Here is a 16,937-nt window from a genome sequence, read left to right as displayed (position 1 = left end):
AGGAGGAGCGGCGACAGCCGCCACGCCTCGCCGAGCCCGGTGGAGCCCACCACCGATGACCGAGACCCGTCCAGGGCCACCTCCTCGGCGGAGTCCGCCGGGGGAGTGGCCCGATGGTGCTGGTGGATTCGGTGAGGGGTCAGGCGAGGGCATCGCGGAGGTAGGCGGGCAGTGCCCGGCAGATGGCCGGGTCCGCTTTCCAGCCGGGGTCGGTGAGCTGGCCGGGTGTGATGACCGACTGGCTGCCGTTGTCCGCGCGGACGAGGACGCGGAACGTTTCCCCCCGGGTGGGCCGGCCGACGAGGTACGCGGTGAGCACCGCCCGGCCCAGCTCGGTGGGATCCGCGCCGGTCGTAACCCGCCCGAAGTCTTTGCAGATCCACACGCCGCTGAACCGTTCGTGCATCAAGATCTCCCACCGCACGCAGCCGGGCATGTCTTCGCGGAACACAATCGCGATCATCCCCCTCGGGCCGGCCTCACGTATCGCTACCCGCGAGTACTGGCCGGAAAGAAGCGTGCCAGTCCAGCTGACCCGGGTGCCTGTCATCGGCAGGGGCCGTGGTCAGCCCGTTCGGACGGAGGCGCCGTAGCTGTCCCGAGCCGCCGTAGCGTCCGGACCGCTGCCCCGGCTGATCTCCGCCTACGTCAGGACTGAGCAGGTCGCGCCCGCGAGTCGTCGGCGAACCGCCATCGCGACAAGCTCGGCCCCGAGATCGTGCGCAGGCCGTCACCGCGGCCTGCGAATCGGGCCTGGTGGCGGCCCGGCAGGCGGCCGCCCCGAACGGAAGGCCCCGCGGCGGCGGACGCGTTGGAACCGGGTGGTGGACGCGCCCTCGGCCTGCGGTGCCCGGCGGGCCGTTCAGCGAATCGCGGTGCCGTCCTCGCGCAGCTGCATCTGCGGCCGCCCCGTCACGAGCAGCCAGGCCGGCAGCGAGGCGATGCACAGGACGGTGATGACGGCGGGCGAGGCCACCAGGGCGGCGGCGGTGAACAGGCTCACCCAGCCCTGCCGGGTGACCGCCAGCAGCATGCCCAGCACGCCCGTCACCACCCCCAGCGTCGGGTCGACGGCCGGAACGAGCGCATGGGCGCACAGGCCCAGGGCGGTGCCGACGAACACGGCTGGGAAGATCCGGCCGCCACGGAAACCGCAGGACGCGGCGAACAGCAGCGCGGCCAGTTTCACGACGGCCATCGTCGCGAACTGCCCGGCCGACCAGCCCGCCGGATGGTGCGCCAGCTCTGCGGTCTCCGACAGGCCCTTGAACAGCGTCAGAGGTCCACCCAGAGCCCCCAGCGCCCCCAGGACGACCCCGCCGGCCGGAAGGGCCAGCATCGGGTGGCCCAGCCGCCCGAACGCCCGGTGGACGTGGGGGAAGGCGTACACGGCGCACATGCCGAGCACCGCGGCCACCGAGGCGATCACCACGGCGGCCAGCAGATCCTTGCCATGAGGACGGCCCATGGGCGGCAGGCCGAGGTCGAGGCTCGGATGGAACACCAGCTCGGTCGTCGCCGCCCCGCACGCGGCCGCGGTCAGCGGCGCGAACAGGTTGTCCCACAGCCGCCCCCGCATCGGCCGCCCGGCCAGCGCCTCGGAGATGACCAGCGCTGCGGCCACGGGCGTGCCGAACAGCGCCCCGATCGTCGCCGACTCCGCCAACGCCGGCCACAGTGCCCCCTGCGCGCGGGGCAGGAAGCGTCCGCCCAGCCAGGCCGCGAGGCCCACGTTCACCGCGATGACCGGGTTCTCGGGGCCCAGACTGGGTCCGCCCGCCAGCATCGAAGCGGTGGCCAGCACCAGCCCCGGCAGGACGGCCGGCGGCATGACCGGGGCGTTCAGGCCCAGGGTGGCCGGGTCGGGCCCGGCATGCCCGGGCACCTTCCAGACGATCAGCCCGACGGCGACCCCGGTCGCCACGAGCACGACGAACACCCACAGCACCGAGTACCGGCCCACCCCCAGCGCCTCCGGCAGCGGCCCCCACAGCAGCCGCTGGAGCTGTTCCCCGGCCACGCTCACACCCACGAAGACCAGGCTCGCGGCCACGCCCACGGCGGCGGCGGGCAGGACGAGCCGCAGCAGCATCCGCGCCGGAGCCGCACCTCCCGGCGGCGCCTGCCGCGCGGCATCCTCTACCACCCGCTCACCATAAGCGGACATGACTGACATCTCGACCACATCGGGCTCGGCATGCCTCGCATGCAACGGCGTTCCGCGCCGGGGGCCGTATCCCGTCGTCGAACGGCCCTTCGCCGGGGAGCGATCCGACGTGCTGCGGGGCATGCGGTTCTCCGAAGCTCTGCGGCAGTCGTGCCGCCCTGCCTCCGTGAGCCTCCGGATGCCTCGCAGCGTGGCGAAGGCACCGGTCAAGAAGACCGTCACCGGTGCGGGGTGCCCGGGATCGCCGGGCGTCACTGTGCCGTCGACGGGTCCTCGCGCACGGGCTGGGGCTGGGGCTGGTGCTGGGGCTGAAGGGACGGCAGGGTCAACTGCCACCAGTCGGTCAGCCGATCGATGACGACGGCCGTACTCTCCAGTGCCTCGGTGAGGGCGCACAGGCCGAAGAACGCACGCACCAGTGCGCGGGCCGTGTGGGCCGGGCGGACATGCGCGTTCAGCTGGCCGGCGAGCCGGGCCTGCGCGAGCAGTCGGGTGGCGGCGGCGGTCCACAGCGCGAACGGGTCGGGCAGGGGAGCGTTGATGGTGGCGCGCTCGGCCCACAGGCGGGCACCGGCACGCGTCACAGGTTCCTCGGAGAGGGCATGGGCGATGTCGTAGCTGAGGGCGACGAGCCGCTCGACCGGGGGTACCGCCTCGTCCGCGTAGCGCGCGGCGAGCCGCGACCAGTCGGCGAACCGGTCCCGGACGACGGCCACGGCGATGCCCTCCTTGCCGGCGTAGTGGAAGTAGACGGCGCCACTGGTCCGGCCCGACCGGGCGCTTATGTTGTTGACGCTGGTGGCCGCGTAACCGTGTTCGGCGAAGAGCTGCGCAGCCGCTTCCAACAGTGATCTGCGGGTTTCCTTCGCCCGTTCCTGCACGTTCCGTCTACCCTCGCTCGGTTGTACCGCCGGTCACGAATTTAGTGCGCCAGCGTGCGCCCGGAGCAAAAGCGGTCACACTCGTGCGGTAATTACGCCCCTTTTTCGAAAGGAAGCGCGGGTGAGTGGTAGTGGGCGTGGTTCACCCTCGGCTGCGAACGGCCGGTGCCCACGTGTCAACTGGACTGCCCTCCATCTCAGTTGACGTCCCCGATCGCCGATCGCCCGCTGTCACCGCCGCACGGCCGTACGCCCGATTCCTGGCGGCGTCGCGTCACTGGAAAGAGTTATTGCCCGATTTGTCGGGTTGGAAATAACATAGCCGTCACTATCTTTTCGCTTTCTGCGGATAGTCGGAAATTCTGCGTGCCATGCGCGAACACATAGGAGGACCTGTGACCACCACGACCCACGATCTGCTCGACTGGGCGCCCGAAGCCGTCGTCTTCGACTGTGACGGCACACTGATGGACAGCGAACGCCACTGGCAGGAGGCCCGCAACCGGGCCTTCCGGGAGTACGGGCTCCAGCCACCGCCCGCTTTCGCGGAACGGGCCAAAGGCCTGCACTACGAGGACTGCGGCCGGCTGATGGCGCGGTCGGTGCACAAACCCGAACTGACGGAAGACCTGACGGCCGCGGTTCTCGACCACTTCCTGGCGCTCGTCACCGACGACCCCGTGACGATGCCGGGCGCGAGCCGGCTCGTCCGGCTGCTCTCCGAACGGCTGCCGCTGGCCGTGGCCAGCAACTGCCCGAGGGTAGTGGTGGAAGGCAGCCTGGAGCGGGCCGGACTGCGCGCGCGATTCCAGCACATCGTCGTCCCCGACCCCGGCGACGGCGTGCGCCCGAAACCGTACCCGGACGTCTACACCGTGGCGGCCCGGCTCTGCGGTGTCCGCCCGCACCGGGCCCTGGCCGTCGAGGACTCCCTGACCGGTGTGGAAGCGGCCCGCCGTGCCGGACTGCGGGTCGTGGGTGTCGGCCCCCGGCCGCAGGGCGACGGCGCCGCCCGTGCCGACCTGTGGTTACCGGCGCTGCACGCCCCCGAACTGCTGATCTGGGCCCAGTCCCTCGACAGCTCTGAGCCGACTCCGGAGCCGTAGACGGGTCATGGACCGATCGTGGTCGTACGACTGACGGTGGGATACGGCGCCCCGGAGTGGAAACCGGACTGTGCCGATTCGTCCTCGCGAGTTCGGCTGCGGCAGGCGCCGGCGTTGGCTCTGCTTCCGCAGCTCCGCTTCGAGCGGGCTCGACCAGCAGTTCCCTGGGACGGGTGGTGCGCCGTGCCACCGTGGCGGCGAAGTCGAGGGCCAAGTGATCGCCGACGAAGAGGTGAGACCGGACGAACCGCGGCAGTGCCGGCCCGTGAGGCCGGGCCCGGGACCTTGGGCCCCCGGGGCCCGGGCACGTGCTCCGGCTACGGCGTGGCTGAGGGGCAGCGGTCAGGAGTTGACGATGCTGCGTACGTTGTCGATCGAGCCGCAACCTGCCTTGAGCTGACGCTCACGCTCCTCGCGGAACGCCGCCCCCAGTTCCTCTCGCCGTTCCATGGCCACGTTCTCGCGCGCTCCGTTGAGGATGGTGCGCTCCTCCTCATCGGCGTGGTGGGTGACGGCCTCCACCAGCTCCTCCAGCTTGGAGTCCCACTCCTCGGAGCCGACCTCCTCCACTTCCAGGAGGTCCAGGAGGGCCTTGTTGCCTTCGTCGTGCTCGTGCTCGCCGTGCTCGACCTCTTCGTCGTCGATGTTCTTGTACCTCTTCAGGGCGGGATAGACCTCGGACTCCTCGGCCAGCGCGTGGGCGATCAGCAGGTCGGCGAACTCCCGGAGCGCGGCGGCCCGGTCGGCCTCGACGCTCCGCATCAGGCGGAACAGGTCTTCCATGTGTCGGTGGTCCTGGAGGATGAGCTCGACGACGTCCTGTGTATCGGCCATGGCAGGGCACCACTTTCGTGCGAACGGTTGGGGTCACGATCGCTTACCCCCATCGTCCGCGATAATGGCTTCCCGGGTCCGCCGCCACGTCGATCCCTCGGCGGACCGCGATCACCCGGACGCTGTGTCTCCGCGACCTCGCCACCCGTCGTCCGGCACCCGTCACCGGCTCGGTCCCACGAGGCGGAGGCCGACGCGCCAGGGCCCCGTGGCCGTCGCCGGGGTGCGGCCTACTGGGAGGACCGGGGCGCCGGGTCCTGACCGGCCTTCTCGGCTTTGAGCTTGTGCCACGCCCTGCCCAGAGCGTTGATGTCGTGCTCGTCGAGCAGATCGGTGAAGACGGGTGCCAGCACCTCCCGGCGGGTGGCGTCGGCCTGCTCGAAGACCTTGCGGCCGTCCGTGGTGAGCGAGACCTCGACCGAGCGCGCGTCGCGGGCCGAGGGGGTACGGGTCACCAGCCCTCTGGCCTGGAGGGCGTCCACGACCCGGGACACCTGGCTGCGGCTGAGCATGGTGCTGTTGCCGAGTACGGAGGCGGGCACGGGATCCGGGCTGGATGCCAACCAGAGCATGACCTCGAACCACGACACCGGGAGGTCGTGGGCCTTGACGAGGGCGCGGTCGACACGTTCGGTCAACACCGTGCCCGCCCACACCAGCCCGTAGAAGGCGTAGTCGGTGGCCGGCATGTCGGCCTGCTGCAGCTTCTTCGCCATGGCACGAGTATAGGAGAGGTTGCGTGCACACACACATGAAGCTATGTTGTGTGTGCACGCACATAAACCTGGAAGGCCCACCATGACCACCACCCCGCGCACCGTCCTCATCACCGGAACGTCCTCCGGCATAGGCCTTGCCGCTGCCGTCGCCGCCGCCCGGGCAGGCTGGCGTACGGTCGCCACCCTCCGCGACACCACTCGCACCGACGCGCTGAGGAAGGCCGCCTCCGACGCGGGCGTCGAACTCGACATCCGCCAGCTCGACGTGACCGACGAGGTATCCGTCGCCGCGGCCGTCGACGGCGTGATCGGCGACTACGGCCGTCTGGACGCCGTCGTCAACAATGCCGGCGCCGGGCACCTCGGCACCCTCGAGAGGGACGGCATCGCAGACGTCCGCAAGGTGATGGAGGTCAACTTCTTCGGCGTCCTCAACGTCTCCAAGGCCGCCCTGCCCCACCTGCGCGCCACCGGTGGCCGTCTGATCACGGTCACCAGCGTCGGCGGTGTGATCGGCCAGCCGTTCAACGAGGCCTACTGCGCCGCCAAGTTCGCCGTCGAAGGCTATATGGAGAGCCTGGCTCCCGTGGCGGACACCCTGGGGGTCAGCGTGTCGGTCGTGGAACCCGGCGCCGCCGCCACCGAGTTCGTGAACAACATCGGCATCGATCTGCAAGCCGGCATCGACGCCGGCCCTTACTCCGGCGCCCTGCGCCGCTACATCGACCGCACCGTCGAGCAGTTCCGCGAAGGCAGCGCGCAGACACCGGCCGCAGTGGCGGAAGCGGTCATGGAGGCACTGGACGCCGACCGGCCCGCCTTCCGGATCCAGACCTCCGACTGGGCCCGCGCCTTCGTCGCCACCAAGCTCGCCGACCCGGACGGCTCGGCGGTCCAGGGTCTCACCGCGGCCTGGGTCGCCTGACCGGCGTGGCACGGCGACGTCCGACCCTTCGGAGGCCATCGAGGCGGCCGAAGGGTCGTCCTCGGGGTGGAGTGGTCCGCACCGCCGCCGTCCGCCGGACACCACTCGCGGCCGGCTCGCGGCGGGCGGTCGCCGACGCCGGTAGGCGGCGGGACTGACGGACGACTCCCGCGCGAAGGCGCGCGGCGCAGGCTCCCGTAACTCGGGAAGCAGGCGCGCCGCTGCCGATCCCCTGTCCGCACCGGGTGGCCAAGGCACGCGCGCCCTGTCCGTCGCGATCGAGCCCGAGGGCCGGCAGCGGACGGTGAAGGCGGACACGCCGACCGCTGGTCCTGGCCACCCGTCGACGAAGCCGTCAACGACGCGCACCGGGCCGCCATCGTCCGCCCCTTCATCGTTGCGTCCCTGCCGGTGGGGGAGGGGCTGGGTCTCGCGATCGCCAACCGGCTTCGCCGGGCTGCGGGGCCCGGCCCTCCGCCTGAGCGGCCGCGGCGGGGTCGGTCAGGGCGCGGTGGGGACCACCGCGTCCAGGCCGCGGGCGGCGACGAGCTGTGCGCTTCCGTCGGTCAGCCGGTAGGACAGCCCCACCACCCCGAGGCGGCCGGCGGCCACCCGCTCGGCGAGGACGCGAGAGCGTTCGAGCAGCAGGTCTGCGGTGGCCTCGATGTGCTCGGCCAGTATCTCCTCAGCCGTCTCGCGTCCGGCGGCGCGGGCTGCCAGCACGCTCGGAGTCACCCGTTCGACGACGTCCCGGACGAAGCCGCCCGGCGTCTGCCCGTTCTCCAGGGCGGAGCAAGCCGCGGCGACGGCGCCGCACGAGTCGTGGCCGAGGACGACGATCAGCGGCGCGTTGAGGACGCTCACACCGAATTCGATGGATCCGAGGACTTCGGTACCAGCGACATGCCCGGCGGTGCGGACCACGAACAGGTCGCCCAGACCGCGGTCGAAGATGATCTCTGCGGCCAGCCGGGAGTCGGAGCACCCGAACAGCACGGCGAAAGGCTGCTGGGACGGTGCGGTCTCGGTGCGGCGGGCGGCGTCCTGATTCGGGTGTTCCGTGGCGCCGGAGACGAAGCGCTTGTTGCCGGCCATGAGCAGCTCGAACGCGTCGCGGGGCGTCAGGGCGTGGAAGTCGGTCATGGCGGAAGCCTACGAGGTGAAACCAGTCGACGCACCGCCTGGTCCCGCCGTGTGGGAAGACGATGTCCGGGGTGGCGGGGTGAGCGCCCTCGGTCGGGATCCTCCGAGGCTGCGCCGGCCGGCCAAGCGGGGGAGGAGCGGCTGTCCGGCGGCGCCCCTCACCTTCCGTGATCAAGGCCATGCCGGCGGCCTGTCTCCGACGAGGCGGTCGCCGCCGGCATCCGCGGGAGCGGCCTGACTGGGCCCGTGGCACGGCGTGCACCTGGCCTGCTCGTTCGACCGGGGTTCGCCTGTCACCGCAGCCGGTCGAATGCCAGGTCGGCATCGGCTACGGCCTCGGGGTGGACGTCGTGGGCGGTCCGGCCGTCGGCGATCTTCTGCCAGTTGGTCCGGGCGAGCACCCGTTGGACCGCGAGTACTTGGGCGGCGCGCAGGCGGGCCTGGATGCCGTCGCCGAGGGCGTCCGCCAGCGCCGCCTCGTCGTCGAGTTGGTACTGCGTGAGTCGTCCCGCCAGGCTCGGTGTGGTGAAAACCAGCCGGTGGAACGCCACCACCTCGGGATGATCGTTGAGGCCGGTGACGGGGTCGTGCCGATCGAGGGCGGCCCGGAAGTGCCGGTGCAGCGCTGTCACCGGCTCGATGCCGGACCTGCGGTCGCGTACGACGCGTGCCGCCTCGCCCTGGTGGTCCGCGAACCGGTGCAGCACCAGGTCTTCCTTGGTGGGGAAGTACCGGAAGAGGGTCGGCTTGGAGATCTCGGCCGCCGCGGCGACGTCGTTGACCGAGACGCGGTCGAAGCCGCGCTCCAGGAACAGCGAGACGGCCGCGTCGCCGATGGCGTCACGCGTCCGCTCCTTCTTGCGGGCCCGCAGTCCCGTCGACTCGCTCACCTGACCACCGTAACAGTTGTAACCAGGTTGCTTTTTTAACCGGGTAACGTTTTGATGGGCCGCGTGAATCAGCTGGACGTTCCTCCCGTACTCGTGACCGGGGCGACGGGCCGAGTCGGCCGCGTCGTCATCGACCAACTCCTCGATGCGGGCGTGCGCGTCCGCGTCCTCGCCCGCCGCTCCGAGGCGGCGGCGACGCTGCCGGCGAAGGTCGAGGTCTTCACCGGCGACCTCACCGTGCCCGAGTCGCTCGACCCGGCACTGGACGGCGCCGGTTCGGTCTTCCTCGTCTGGACCGCCCCGCCCCAGACCACCGCGGCAGTCGTCGAGCGACTGGAAGCCCACGTGCGGCGGGTCGTCTTCCTCTCCTCCCCGCACCGGACGCCGCACCCCTTCTTCCAGCAGCCCAATCCCGTGGCGGCGCTGCACGCCGACATCGAGCGGCTCATCGCGGCCACCGGACTCGAGTCGACGATCATCCGGCCGGGGATGCTCGCGTCGAACTCGCTGGCCTGGTGGGCGCCCGCGATCAGGACGGGCAAGGTCGTCCGTTGGCCTTATGGCGCTGCCGAGACGGCACCGGTCGACGACCGCGACGTCGCAGCCGTCGCGGCGCGGACGCTCTACCAGGACGGATACGCCGGAGGGGACTACGTCCTCACGGGCCCCGAATCGCTGACCCAGGCCGCGCAGGTGGACGTCATCGGTGAAGCCCTGGTGCGCCGGATCGCATTCGAGGAGATGACGCCGGACGAGTTCCGGAGCCTGTCGGAGGGTACGGCGTCCAGCTCGGTCGTCGACATGCTGCTCGCCGCGTGGAGTGCGGCGGTCGGACAGCCCGCGTACGTCACCACTGCGGTGGCGGACATCCTCGGGACGGCGCCGCGAACGTTTCGCCAGTGGGCCGCCGACCACGCCACCGCGTTCACGGAGGGTTCGTAACCTCGCGGCCGCGCCCTCTCGCCCGCGGCCGCGAGCAGCCCCCAGCCCGCCGTCGCCCCGGCCCCCCGAACGCCGCGCTCGCCGCCCAGATCAGCACCGAGGTCCTGGAGCGCCCCCTGGGGACAGCACCACCCTGGCCCACGATCGCTGCGTTACGGGCTCCCGGTAGCGTCACCGGGACAAACCGCGCCGGAGGAGAGCAGCTACTCGTGGATCTGGGCATCATCGGGCAGGCCGCCGGCTTGTTCGCCGTCACCAACATCGACGACATCCTGGTCCTGGCGCTGTTCTTCGCCCAGGGAGCCGGTCACCCCGGATCCACCCGCCGCATCGTGCTGGGGCAGTACCTGGGCTTCGCCGCGATCCTCGCCGTAGCGGTGGCCGCCGCCTTCGGCGCCACCTTCCTGCCCGAGGCCGCCATCCCCTATCTCGGCCTGCTGCCCCTGGCCCTGGGCCTCAAGGCCGCCCGGCAGGCATGGAAGGACCACCGCGACGGCAGCGGGGACGAGGAGGAACAGGCTCGGGAAGGCGGGCCGGTCCCGCTGGAGGTCGCAGCGGTCACCTTCGCCAACGGTGGCGACAACATCGGCGTCTACGTGCCCGTCCTCGCCACCGCCGGCAACGGCGGAATGAGCGTGTACGCCGTGGTGTTCCTTGTGCTCGTGGCCGTGTGGTGTCTCGCGGGCGAGTTCTTCGCCACCCGACCCGTCATCGCCAAGGCCCTCGCCCGCTGGGGCCACGTCCTGCTGCCCCTGGTCCTGATCGCCATCGGCCTGCTCATCCTCATCGAGGGCGGCGCCTTCGGCCTGTGACCCCGGGCCGCCCCCCGGCCTCGAGTTGAGGCCGGCCGGTGGCGTGGACGGCAACCGTCACGCCGCCCTCCGGCCGGCGGTGCAGTGGCACCCGGAAGCCTGACACCCCCAGGTCCACGCCCCCGTCTCGGCAAGCCGGAGCAGGCCCGGAAGACGCGCACCGGGTCTTCGGAGACATACGGCCGGGAGGTTCCCAGGTGCGGGGGCTCAGTGGGCCGTGCGGCGGATGGCGACTGCGGCCGCGTCGTCGTCGAGGTGTCCGTGGACGTGGGCCAGCAGGTCGTCGTGGAGAGCGTGCAGGAGTTCGTCGGGGTCGTCCTCGGTCCACTCGGGCGCCCGTTCGGCGAGGGGGTAGAAGAGGCCGTCGGCATCGCGTGCCTCGATGACACCGTCTGTGTAGAGAAGCAGCAGGTCGCCGACCTCGAACGGGAACGTCTGGACGTCGTAGGCGGCGATGCCGAAGGATCCGCCGAGTCCGATCGGAAGGTGGCTCGCCTCAGCGGTGAGCGGGGTGATGTGGGTGCCGCGCAGGAGCAGCGGCGGTGGGTGGCCGCAGCTGATGAGGTGGACGACCGGATCGTGGTCGGGGATGTCGAGCAGGATCGCGGTGGCGAAGTCCTCGGCGGTGTCCTGATCTGTCTGATGCCACTGGCTGGTGTCCCAGCGGAATGCGGCGTCGAGGTGGACGGCGAGGCGCGGCAGGGTGGCCTGGCGGTGGGCGGCCGCGCGGAAGGCGCCGAGCAGCAGAGCGGCGTTGTTGATGGCGTCCAGGCCGTTGCCCCGGACGTCGCCGATGAGGAGCCGGGTGCTGTGGTGGTCGGTGCGTGCGGCCGCGTAGAGGTCTCCGCCCAGATCGGCTTCTTCCTCGGCGGGGACGTACAGGCCGGCGATCCGCAGCGGGCCGGTGCGGGCGGGCAGTGGCTGCAGCAGCACGCTCTGCGCTGCCTCGGCGACGGACCGCACCTGGTGCAACTGGCGCTCATGCCGGTCTCGCACCACGCAGACGCTGACACAGACGACGGACACGACGACCAGCGCGGTGATCTGCGCCTGGATGTTGGCGCTGGACAGGCCTTCCCTGAGCACGCCGATGAACACCTGGGCCGCCACTGCGAGCACTCCCATCAGCGCCGTCACACGGGCGCCGGCGAATGCCACCGTGATCGCCGGTGCCGCCACCAGCAGTGGCCCGAGGTGGATGTGCGGCGGAGCCACGCAGACCGTGACGATCAGCCCCAGTGGGATCACCATGAGCGCGGGAGCGTGACCCGGCTGCCAGGAACGCCGGAGGTCCCGCCACGGTCGCAAGCCCATGCTCCAAGCCTTCCACTCGCCTCCACATGCGCGAACGCGCCGCTCCGGGGGCCGGGTGCTGCGTATCTCGACCGGTGAGGTCCAGGCGATGTCCCGCTGCTTCGCTCACTCGTCTTCGATGGGGCGCAGGGTGCCGGGGTCGCCGAACACGATCATGGTGTCACCGGCCCGCACGGCGGTGTCGGGATCGGGGTTGGGCTCCAGGGCGCCGTCGGCGCGGCGGATCAGCAGGGGGAGCGCTCCACCACAAGCCTGTCGCAGAGGCCGTCCCAGAAGCCGGGAGTCGGCGTCGATGCGGATCTCCTCGATCCGGAATTCGGAGCTGCCGGGCCGGGTGAACTCGAGAAAGTCCACGACGTGCGGGCGGACCGCCAGCAGGGCCATACGTCGGCCGCTGGTGGTGTAGGGCGAAACCACGCTGCTCGCACCGGCGTGGGTGAGGCGTTCGGCCGACGCGGCCTCCGAGGCGCGGGAGACGATGGCGAGAGAGGGATTGAGGGAGTGGGCGATCAGGGTGATGTACACGTTCTCGGCGTCGGAGTCGACCGCGCAGACCAGGCCGCGGGCGTGTTCGATACCCGCGCTGCGCAGTATCTGTTCGGAGGCGGCGTTGCCGATCAGATAGGGCACGTGATCCCGCTGCAGCTCCTCCTCCAGTGCCGCCTTGTTCTCGATCACCACGAACGGGATGCCCTCGGCCTCGAATTCGCGGGCCACGGCCTGGCCGACCCGCCCGTAGGCGCAGACGATGAAATGGTTGCGCAGCGCGTCGATGTGATGCTGCATGCGCCGCTTCCTTCCCGCAGGCCCGAACCGCCCCTCCACCAGTGCCGTCCCGATCAGCCCCAGGGCGGCGACGAAGACCGCGACACCCACCACCGCCAGCGCGGCAGTGAAGAGCTTGCCGCCCTCGGTGAGCCGGTCGGCGCCCGAGAAGCCCTCCGTGGACAGCGTCATCACCGTCATGTAGACGGCCTCCGGCAGGGAGAACCCGAGCAGCGCAAACCCGCCGACGCCGCATGCGAGCAGCGCCACAAGCGCGAACGCCACCAGGAGCACCCGCCGCCCTACACCCCGTGGCGGCCACACAGCACCTCCTGCCCCTCGCCCTTTCTCTCAGTGTCCTCGCCGGGCATCCGGGAGCAACACGACGCCCGGAGGAGCGTCCACGCGCCGTAGGCGACGTCAAGGGCCGTCCTCGGCGCGGTGGCGGGCGGTGAAGGAGTTGTCTCGCCCCAGTCAGTGCAGGATGCTGACGGCCCGGGCGATCACCAGGAGCGAGGTCAGGAGGGCGGAGACGCTCTGCACAGCCATCATGGCCTTGGCACGGGTCGACAGCGGCATGGTGTCGGTCGGGCTGAAGGCCGTGGAGTTGGTGGTGGACAGGTACAGGTAGTCCATCAGTGTGGGGACCCAGTCCGAGGTGGCACTGGCACCGTCGGCGACTTCCTGGACGGCGTCGTCGTTCTCGTCCTGGGAGAAGCGGAAGTCCGCCAGAGGCAGAGCGGAGCGGGGCGCCTGGGTACGGCTGACCGGACCGCCCCGGTCCAGCTCCCAGTAGGCCAGACCGAAAACGATGACGTTGGTCAGCCAGACCTGCAGCGCGGCCACCAGCAGTGACCGGCCGTCCTTCACACCGGCGTACACCAGTTCATGGATCAGGATGGTCAGCGCCACCAGATTGCTGACCGCGATGACCCCGACGAGCGTCAGCGACAGCACCCGGAACGCCTTGGTCTGCCGGGTCAGCCGTTTCGGGTTGATCGCGATGAGCGGTACGAGCAGCAGACATTCCAGGACGGGCAGCACGTATCGAGGAGCGATCAACAGCCGTTGCGGCAGCAGCAGGTACAGAGCGATCGCGGTAAGCGTCGCAACCACCGCCGGCAGCCGTGCCTCACCCCGCCGCTCATGCCGAGGATGCCTGATGCTCGCATCCGCACGTGTACGCGTCATACCACCTGGCCTTCCGGTCGTTGCCACAGACACTGCCACTGCGCCTCGCATCCCTTTCCGGTGCGGGGCGCCGGGCATGCCCAGCATGTACCCCGAAGCCCGTTGCCAGTGCCTGCGGCCACGATCGGCCGGGGGCCCGAGACCGGTCCGCCGATGGGAAGGAGTCGTCGGATGCGTCCCGATACGTCGCCGGGCGCCGGCGCGCGCGTTCCTTGTGAAACAGCCCCACGCGTTGGACCCGGTGGGTGGCGTCGGCCGGTGCCGAGAGATGCCCGTTCTCGGCTGTCCGGCCGCTGTCGGGGAGCTGATGGGACTGCTGGCCGGTGTTGAGGCGTGGTGCCGGAGATGAGCGCCTGTGCGCCGGGCACGCCCTCTCCACGACCGCGGCTCGCCCGCCGCACGGTCTCACCATGGGGGATACGTGGGTACAGGAGTGTGCGGGCCGCGGAGACGGCGACCGGTGTCCGTACGGAGCCGTGGTGACGATCGATGCGGGGATCCTGGTGTACCGGTGCGATGACTGCCGGGAGCACTGGGAGTTCGATGAGACGGAGCCGGGTCGCCGGGCGGGTGCGGATGACGGGGTGACTCGGCCGTTGGGGGATCCGAGGGAGGCCGGGCCGGGGACAGCGGCGTAGTAGGCCACCGCCTGATCACGTCCGGGACCAGAGCAGGTGAGATTGTCGGCGCCCCGGCGCCGCTCCATCACAGCCCCCTACGTCTGGGTGGGTCCGGATGATGGGACGCGTCGTCGGCGCAGGAGCAGGGCTGCAGGCCGCCGCGGGGCGAAGGCCGGGCCGAGGCCGAACGGGATCTGCAGGTACTGCTGGATCACCGGAGGTCCGGGCTTGTCCCCCCGCCCGAGCCGGGCACGGTCCTGCGGATCGACGGTCACCGCGTAGGTGCCGCCCACCACCCGCTTCCAGCCCATGAGCCCGTTCTCCTCCAACGGAGCCAGCGGTGGGCCGTCGATGACGGTGACGGTGTAGCGGTGGACGCCGGCATCCATGCCGTCGCCGGCGGACCACTGAATCTGTCGGACCCTGACGTGTTCGGTATGCCCGTGCTGGTGCAGTGCCTGCTGATCCAGCTCCAGGTTCTGCAGGACCAGCACCCCGAAGAGGCACACCGCACACAGCAGCCACCGGAAGTCCAAGTACCAGCACGTGCACAGGAACACGCAGCCTAGGAGGAACGCCGGCGCGCACAGCGCGTCGATCCACGCAGCGTGCGTGACGAAGGCTGTGCGTGCTGCGCGGCCTGCGCGGCGGCGTCCGCAGGGGCGACCGGGGTGAGCTCGCCGTCCTGTTCGACGAACGTCGCTGCCACGCCGTGCTGTCCGCCTCTGGCGTGGCCGTCCCCACCCAACCTGGGAAGCTCGGGCACGGCTACGCATCCGCCGCTACGAGGGAGTGCGGTGCACAGCCTGAGGCGCCCCGGCGGACTGGGCGCCCTCCTCGCCGAGGGTGATGGTGCCGGCGTCGGTGAGCTGGACCACGTACAGGTGATGGGTCTCGCACTGCAGCGACGTGTCCGCGCGGTCGGTGGGGTGACTGGTGACCGCTTCGAACGTGGCTGTCGTACCGCGCACGGCTCGTAGCGCGAGGGCCTCCGTGCAACCGACATCCCGGCCGGTACCGACCTCGGTGACGTGGCTGACCTGCTTGCCGGCCAGTTCGCCCACGGCGGCCGTGTGCAAGGTGAGGATCACCTTGAAGGAGTTGGTGCGCGGATGCAGTTGGCCGTCAGCATGCGGGGTGCCGGGGCCCGCACCGGTCCACACGCCGGCCCACTTCGCGGAGAGGGCGGGAGCGGAGGCGCTGGGGAGGGACGAGGAGGACGCGGTGCCGTTACTGCGGGCGGCCGCGTCGAACGGGTGCGACAGCAGCAGGCCGGTCGCGACGGCGGCGATGGTGAGGGCACAAGCCGCGGCCATCCAGCGGATGCGGCGCCGTGCGCGGAGGTAAGCGGGCTGGTGTCCGCCGTACGACGGAAGCGAGGACTGTCCGGTGAAGGAGTCCGGGGGTTCGGGCGGGTACGTCCCGGCGGTGGCGGCGGGGGGACACGAAGCGGCCGGGTAGGAGCCCAGGGCGGGGACCGTACGACCGGCGAGGGCCGGCGGGACCACCGCCTCGATGGTCGTCGGCACGTGAGGTCCCCCGTGCGGGGGCGCCGTCGGGGGCCCCGAGATCGGGTGGTCCGGCGGCACCGCGCACCGGCGGGCGACCTCCGCCTCCCGCGCCGCGAGGTCGGCGGTGAGCCCTGGCGGGAGCGCGCGCTCCCAGGCACCGGTCGCCCGCACGGTCCCGGCTCCGAACGCCCCAGCCCACGAACCGCCGGCGTCCGCTTCCCGCCGCAGCGATGCTGCCAGCTCCTCGCTTCGCGGCCGGTCCTGCGGTTTCTTCGCCAGGCATCGGGCGACGAGTTGTGCCAGGCCTGCCGGGACGCCGTCGAGGCGGGCGTCCTCATGGACGATGCGGTAGAGGAGCGAGGCCGCCGAAGGTTGCTCGCCCGGCAGTTCGAACGGGCCGGTGCCGGTCGCGGCGAAGACGAGCACCGCCCCCAGGGAAAAGACGTCACCCGCCTCCGTGACCGCCCCTTGTGCGGCCTGTTCAGGGGCCATGTAGCCGGGAGAACCGATAACACCCCCAGTGATCGTGAGACGGGAGTCGTCCACGGCCCGGGCGATGCCGAAGTCGATGAGGACGGGCCGGGCACGACCCAGGAGGACGTTGGACGGCTTGACGTCCCGGTGGGTGAGGCCGCAGGCGTGCACAGCGGCCAGCGCGGCAGCGAGTTCGCAGGCCAGGACACGCAGGGTGGCAGGCGGCAGCGGGCCGTGAGCGGTGACCCAGTCGGCGAGGGCCGGTGCGGCGATGTACTCGGTGGCCAGCCACTGCGGGCGGTGGCCGGGCGGGCTGAAGTCCACCACCGAGACGGTCCACGAGGAGCGGACCCGGTCGCTGGTGCGGATCTCGCTGGAGAAACGCGACTCGAAGTCCGAGGCGGCGGCGAGGTCGGGGCGAACCGTCTTGAGAGCCAGCGGGCGACCCGTCGGTGTGCGCGACAAGTAGACCTGGCCCATGCCGCCCGCGCCGAGTCGCGCCAGCAGCGGGTAGCCGCCGATCGCGGCCGGATCCGTGGCCTCCAACGGCTGCACGTACGCCCCCCCTGTTCCCCTCACCCACACAACCGCAGCAGGATACGGGCGGGGCGCTGGCGGTGGGGCACCTGCCGCGGCCTCCCGT

At 71.2% G+C, this 16,937-nt stretch carries 16 protein-coding genes and 1 pseudogene; 5 read left to right on the top strand and 12 right to left on the bottom strand.

The annotated features are described in order from the left end of the window. Positions 1–139: 139 nt before the first annotated feature. The 3 genes from AQJ66_RS25285 to AQJ66_RS25275 all read right to left on the bottom strand — a co-directional run bounded on the left by AQJ66_RS25285 (position 140) and on the right by AQJ66_RS25275 (position 3,048). On the bottom strand, positions 140–406 hold the full coding sequence (locus tag AQJ66_RS25285) for a hypothetical protein (protein ID WP_061926668.1): 267 nt from the start codon (positions 404–406) through the stop codon (positions 140–142). 456 nt (positions 407–862) lie between these two features. Beyond that, complete coding sequence (locus AQJ66_RS25280; protein ID WP_425264307.1) at positions 863–2,167, bottom strand: ion channel protein; 1,305 nt, start codon at positions 2,165–2,167, stop codon at positions 863–865. A 251-nt stretch (positions 2,168–2,418) separates the two neighbouring features. Continuing rightward, positions 2,419–3,048 carry a ScbR family autoregulator-binding transcription factor gene (locus AQJ66_RS25275; RefSeq protein ID WP_061926577.1) on the bottom strand — a complete coding sequence of 210 codons (630 nt, stop codon included), beginning with the start codon at positions 3,046–3,048 and terminating at the stop codon, positions 2,419–2,421. Positions 3,049–3,443: 395 nt separating this feature from the next. Between AQJ66_RS25275 and AQJ66_RS25270 the strand changes: the two genes are divergently transcribed. Continuing rightward, positions 3,444–4,154: an HAD family hydrolase gene (locus AQJ66_RS25270; RefSeq protein ID WP_061926575.1), complete on the top strand. Its 711-nt coding sequence runs from the start codon at positions 3,444–3,446 to the stop codon at positions 4,152–4,154. A 342-nt stretch (positions 4,155–4,496) separates the two neighbouring features. On the opposite strand, the gene AQJ66_RS25265 is transcribed toward AQJ66_RS25270, so the two are convergent. Then, on the bottom strand, positions 4,497–4,988 hold the full coding sequence (locus AQJ66_RS25265) for a hemerythrin domain-containing protein (protein WP_061926573.1): 492 nt from the start codon (positions 4,986–4,988) through the stop codon (positions 4,497–4,499). Positions 4,989–5,218: 230 nt separating this feature from the next. Then, positions 5,219–5,704, bottom strand: a complete 486-nt coding sequence (locus AQJ66_RS25260; RefSeq protein ID WP_061926572.1) for a MarR family winged helix-turn-helix transcriptional regulator — start codon at positions 5,702–5,704, stop codon at positions 5,219–5,221. Between the two features lie 82 nt (positions 5,705–5,786). Here AQJ66_RS25260 and AQJ66_RS25255 point away from each other — a divergent pair, with 82 nt between their 5' ends. Then, positions 5,787–6,632 carry an SDR family NAD(P)-dependent oxidoreductase gene (locus tag AQJ66_RS25255; protein ID WP_061926570.1) on the top strand — a complete coding sequence of 282 codons (846 nt, stop codon included), beginning with the start codon at positions 5,787–5,789 and terminating at the stop codon, positions 6,630–6,632. Between the two features lie 393 nt (positions 6,633–7,025). After that, positions 7,026–7,106: pseudogene (locus AQJ66_RS41135) on the top strand (L-threonylcarbamoyladenylate synthase); the annotation flags it as partial. A 27-nt stretch (positions 7,107–7,133) separates the two neighbouring features. On the opposite strand, the gene AQJ66_RS25250 reads toward AQJ66_RS41135, so the two are convergent. Together AQJ66_RS25250 and AQJ66_RS25245 are read right to left on the bottom strand one after the other, a co-directional pair. Further along, positions 7,134–7,775: a carbonic anhydrase gene (locus tag AQJ66_RS25250; protein ID WP_061926568.1), complete on the bottom strand. Its 642-nt coding sequence runs from the start codon at positions 7,773–7,775 to the stop codon at positions 7,134–7,136. Positions 7,776–8,068: 293 nt separating this feature from the next. Then, positions 8,069–8,665: a TetR/AcrR family transcriptional regulator gene (locus tag AQJ66_RS25245; protein ID WP_061926566.1), complete on the bottom strand. Its 597-nt coding sequence runs from the start codon at positions 8,663–8,665 to the stop codon at positions 8,069–8,071. Positions 8,666–8,728: 63 nt separating this feature from the next. Here AQJ66_RS25245 and AQJ66_RS25240 point away from each other — a divergent pair, with 63 nt between their 5' ends. Together AQJ66_RS25240 and AQJ66_RS25235 are read left to right on the top strand one after the other, a co-directional pair. Next, the gene (locus AQJ66_RS25240; protein WP_425264306.1) at positions 8,729–9,607 is read left to right on the top strand and encodes an NAD(P)H-binding protein; all 879 of its coding nucleotides are present in this window, start codon (positions 8,729–8,731) and stop codon (positions 9,605–9,607) included. 209 nt (positions 9,608–9,816) lie between these two features. Beyond that, positions 9,817–10,419, top strand: coding sequence for a cadmium resistance transporter (locus AQJ66_RS25235; RefSeq protein WP_061926562.1), 603 nt, complete (start codon positions 9,817–9,819; stop codon positions 10,417–10,419). A 207-nt stretch (positions 10,420–10,626) separates the two neighbouring features. Here the strand turns inward: AQJ66_RS25235 and AQJ66_RS25230 are convergent, their stop codons facing one another. The 5 genes from AQJ66_RS25230 to AQJ66_RS25205 form a co-directional block, all read right to left on the bottom strand. Beyond that, a complete protein-coding gene (locus AQJ66_RS25230) occupies positions 10,627–11,670 on the bottom strand; it encodes a PP2C family protein-serine/threonine phosphatase (protein WP_244162931.1) in 1,044 nt (347 codons plus the stop codon). A 168-nt stretch (positions 11,671–11,838) separates the two neighbouring features. After that, positions 11,839–12,783, bottom strand: coding sequence for a potassium channel family protein (locus AQJ66_RS25225; RefSeq protein WP_159052636.1), 945 nt, complete (start codon positions 12,781–12,783; stop codon positions 11,839–11,841). A 189-nt stretch (positions 12,784–12,972) separates the two neighbouring features. After that, positions 12,973–13,614 carry a DUF1345 domain-containing protein gene (locus AQJ66_RS25220; RefSeq protein WP_208611450.1) on the bottom strand — a complete coding sequence of 214 codons (642 nt, stop codon included), beginning with the start codon at positions 13,612–13,614 and terminating at the stop codon, positions 12,973–12,975. Positions 13,615–14,404: 790 nt separating this feature from the next. Beyond that, positions 14,405–14,869: a hypothetical protein gene (locus AQJ66_RS25210; protein WP_159052635.1), complete on the bottom strand. Its 465-nt coding sequence runs from the start codon at positions 14,867–14,869 to the stop codon at positions 14,405–14,407. A 222-nt stretch (positions 14,870–15,091) separates the two neighbouring features. Continuing rightward, the gene (locus tag AQJ66_RS25205) at positions 15,092–16,849 is read right to left on the bottom strand and encodes a serine/threonine-protein kinase (RefSeq protein ID WP_159052634.1); all 1,758 of its coding nucleotides are present in this window, start codon (positions 16,847–16,849) and stop codon (positions 15,092–15,094) included. Positions 16,850–16,937: the final 88 nt, after the last annotated feature.

It is taken from the genome of Streptomyces bungoensis (assembly GCF_001514215.1).
GTDB lineage: Bacteria > Actinomycetota > Actinomycetes > Streptomycetales > Streptomycetaceae > Streptomyces > Streptomyces bungoensis.
This window is presented reverse-complemented; position numbering and strand designations above follow the sequence as displayed.